The organism is uncultured Olegusella sp. (assembly GCF_947253395.1).
GTDB lineage: Bacteria > Actinomycetota > Coriobacteriia > Coriobacteriales > Atopobiaceae > Olegusella.
Genome location: NZ_CAMXYY010000157.1, coordinates 1 through 2,754 on the forward strand (window position 1 = coordinate 1; position 2,754 = coordinate 2,754).

A 2,754-nucleotide genomic window follows, 5' to 3' on the forward strand; every position below is an offset into this window, starting at 1 on the left:
TGGAACGCATTGCTATGGAGCAGGTCTATGCATTGCGAGATGAGCTACGAGCCAGGCACCCAGGCAAAGAATAGTTCGTAAGACTTCTGCAGTCTTGTGGCGAGCTTGAAAGGAGCTCTCTAGATGCCAGAAATTCGTATTGCTCGCGAGGCAGGTGCTTGCTATGGCGTGGGCCGTGCACTTGATATGGTGCGCAAGGCAGCACAAGCAGCTCCTGGTCATGTGCGTACGCTGGGTCCCCTTATTCACAATCCAACAGTTGTAGCTGATTTGGAAGCTTCTGGTGTTGAAGTGGTTGAGCAGCCTTGCGATGCTGAAGGCAATACTTTGGTACTACGGACGCATGGCGTGACGCCAGAGGTTGAATCTGCTGCTCGGAAGGCCTGCGCAGAGGTTATTGATGCCACTTGTCCTTTTGTAAAACGGGCACACAATGCAGCTGAACTTCTGAGCCGCGAAGGCTATCAGCTTATCGTCGTGGGTGAGGTGGGGCATCCCGAAGTAGAGGGTACCGTAGGGCACGCTCCTGAAGCTTTGGTTGTAGGAGATGCCTCAGAGCTTAAAGATGTAAAAATCTCCCGTCGTGTGGGTATGGTGGTTCAGACCACCATGACGCAAGATCGCGTGCAAGGAATTATGGATGCTCTGCTTCCTTTAACCGATGAGTTGCGCGTAGTGAATACCATTTGTGAGGCCACCTCATCGCGTCAACGTGCAGCAGCTGAGCTAGCAACTGAGGCAGATGTCATGATTGTTATCGGTGGGCATAATTCTGCCAATACCACCCATTTAGCTGAAATTTGTGCTAACCATTGCAAAACGACACACCATATTGAGGGACCTAGTGAGCTTGAAGCTGATTGGTTTGCCGATGCAGAACTGGTGGGTATTACAGCAGGCGCTTCAACACCGACCGATCAGATTGATGCGGTACAAAATCATATTGCCACTCTCTGTGCGGCAACTCAAAAATAAAAATCGACATATCTATGCGCTACATGATTGCGAGCGTTTTCTGAAGGATATACAGCGCTTGTAGCACTAGATCCTCGGTTGCTGGGGTAGACTCTTAGAGTAAGTACTTACCAGCAAGGAGTGTTATGTCCAAGTCAATTGTTGCTGTTGTTGGTCGTCCCAACGTTGGCAAATCTACGCTTGTAAATCGTCTCGCCCAATCTCGCGATGCCATTGTTCATGAGTCTCGCGGTGTTACCCGTGATCGTAGCTATCATGAGTGCGACTGGAATGGGCGTGAATTTACCCTTATAGACACAGGTGGTATTGAGTCAATTAAGTCTCGTGATACTTTTGCTCCGCGCATTCGAGAACAAGCATTATTTGCCTGTGATGAAGCACAGGTCATTGTCATGGTTGTTGACGGTAGCGTTGGTGTGACCGATGAGGACGAAGAGGTCGCCCGCGTAGTGCGCCGTGCAAAAAAACCAACTTTGCTCGTTGTTAACAAGCAGGATAATCCTCAAGATGAGCTTGCTGCTTGGCAATATTATTCGCTTGGCGTGGGTGAACCTCGCCCCATATCTGCAGGTCATGGCTATGGGACAGGCGATCTGCTTGATGAAATTGTCAATCTTTTGCCCGAGGAAAGCGATGAAGAAGAAGTCGATGATGAGGTTTTATCCATCGCTATTATTGGTCGTCCCAATGTTGGTAAATCCAGTCTTGCTAATAGGCTTTCCAATAAGAGTCGCTCCATCGTTTCTGACATTGCGGGCACCACTCGTGATGCTATTGACACAATGATTGAGTGGCAAGGTCGCCCTATTCGCCTTGTTGATACTGCAGGTATGCGCAAAAAGAGCCAGGTACATGAGGATATTGAGTACTATAGCTTGGTGCGTGGTCTTGCGGCGATTGACCGTGCTGACGTGTGCTTGCTTGTGGTTGACTCCAGTGTAGGGGTAACCGAGCAAGATCAAAAGCTGGCTTCTGCTGCTATTGACCGAGGTTGTGGACTAGTTGTAGTTCTTAATAAGTGGGATCTTGTTGATACTGATGCGATGCGCGATTCATTGGTAGCAGGTCTTGAGCGTCGTCTTGTCTTTGCGCCCTGGGCAACCTCTATCAATGTGTCAGCTTTGACAGGTCGTTCTTGTGACAAGATTTTATCCCTTGCTATCCAGGCTGCCGAAGCACGCGCGCAGCAGCTTAAGACCTCCGAAATCAACAGAGTGCTCGAATCTATCCGTGCTACCGGTCATACCGTGAGCGACCGGGGTCGTCGTCTCAAGATTAATTATGCAACGCAGACGGGGAGTAAGCCACCGGTACTATCGTTTTTCTGTAATGCACCCGATTTGGTAGATGACAACTTTGAGCATTTTCTTGAGAATCGTATTCGCGAGGCATTCAATCTAGAGGGAACTCCTCTTAGGTTGAAATTCCGCAGGAAGGATGCATAGGCATGACGCCTCTCATGACTGCTCTGTTAGCGGGGATGATCCTGTGTTATTTAGTCTGTGGTATCCCCTTTGGATTGGTGATCGCCAAGATGCACGGCATCGATGTGCGCAGTGTTGGTTCACACAACATCGGAGCTACAAATGTTGGGCGTTCGGTAGGTGCAAAGGCAGCGCTTGCGACGTTGATTGCAGACGCTGCAAAAGCTTTGCTTTGCATGGTCTTGGCACGACAGTTGGTTGCACACATTGCTTTTGGTGGAGACTATGCCATGACTAATCCCCAAACTTCATTTGGTTGGGTGTCGAGTCTTTTTTATCTTGCCTGTATTTGTGG

At 49.2% G+C, this 2,754-nt stretch carries 3 protein-coding genes; all 3 read left to right on the top strand.

Annotated features, from left to right (window positions below; translation table 11 throughout):
- Positions 1-123: 123 nt before the first annotated feature.
- Positions 124-975, top strand: coding sequence for a 4-hydroxy-3-methylbut-2-enyl diphosphate reductase (gene ispH / locus Q0X25_RS08295; RefSeq protein WP_298581169.1), 852 nt, complete (start codon positions 124-126; stop codon positions 973-975).
- A 125-nt stretch (positions 976-1,100) separates the two neighbouring features.
- Positions 1,101-2,420, top strand: a complete 1,320-nt coding sequence (gene der, locus Q0X25_RS08300; protein WP_298581172.1) for a ribosome biogenesis GTPase Der — start codon at positions 1,101-1,103, stop codon at positions 2,418-2,420.
- A 2-nt stretch (positions 2,421-2,422) separates the two neighbouring features.
- A partial coding sequence (locus Q0X25_RS08305; RefSeq protein WP_298581176.1) for a glycerol-3-phosphate acyltransferase occupies positions 2,423-2,754 on the top strand: 332 nt, incomplete at its 3' end.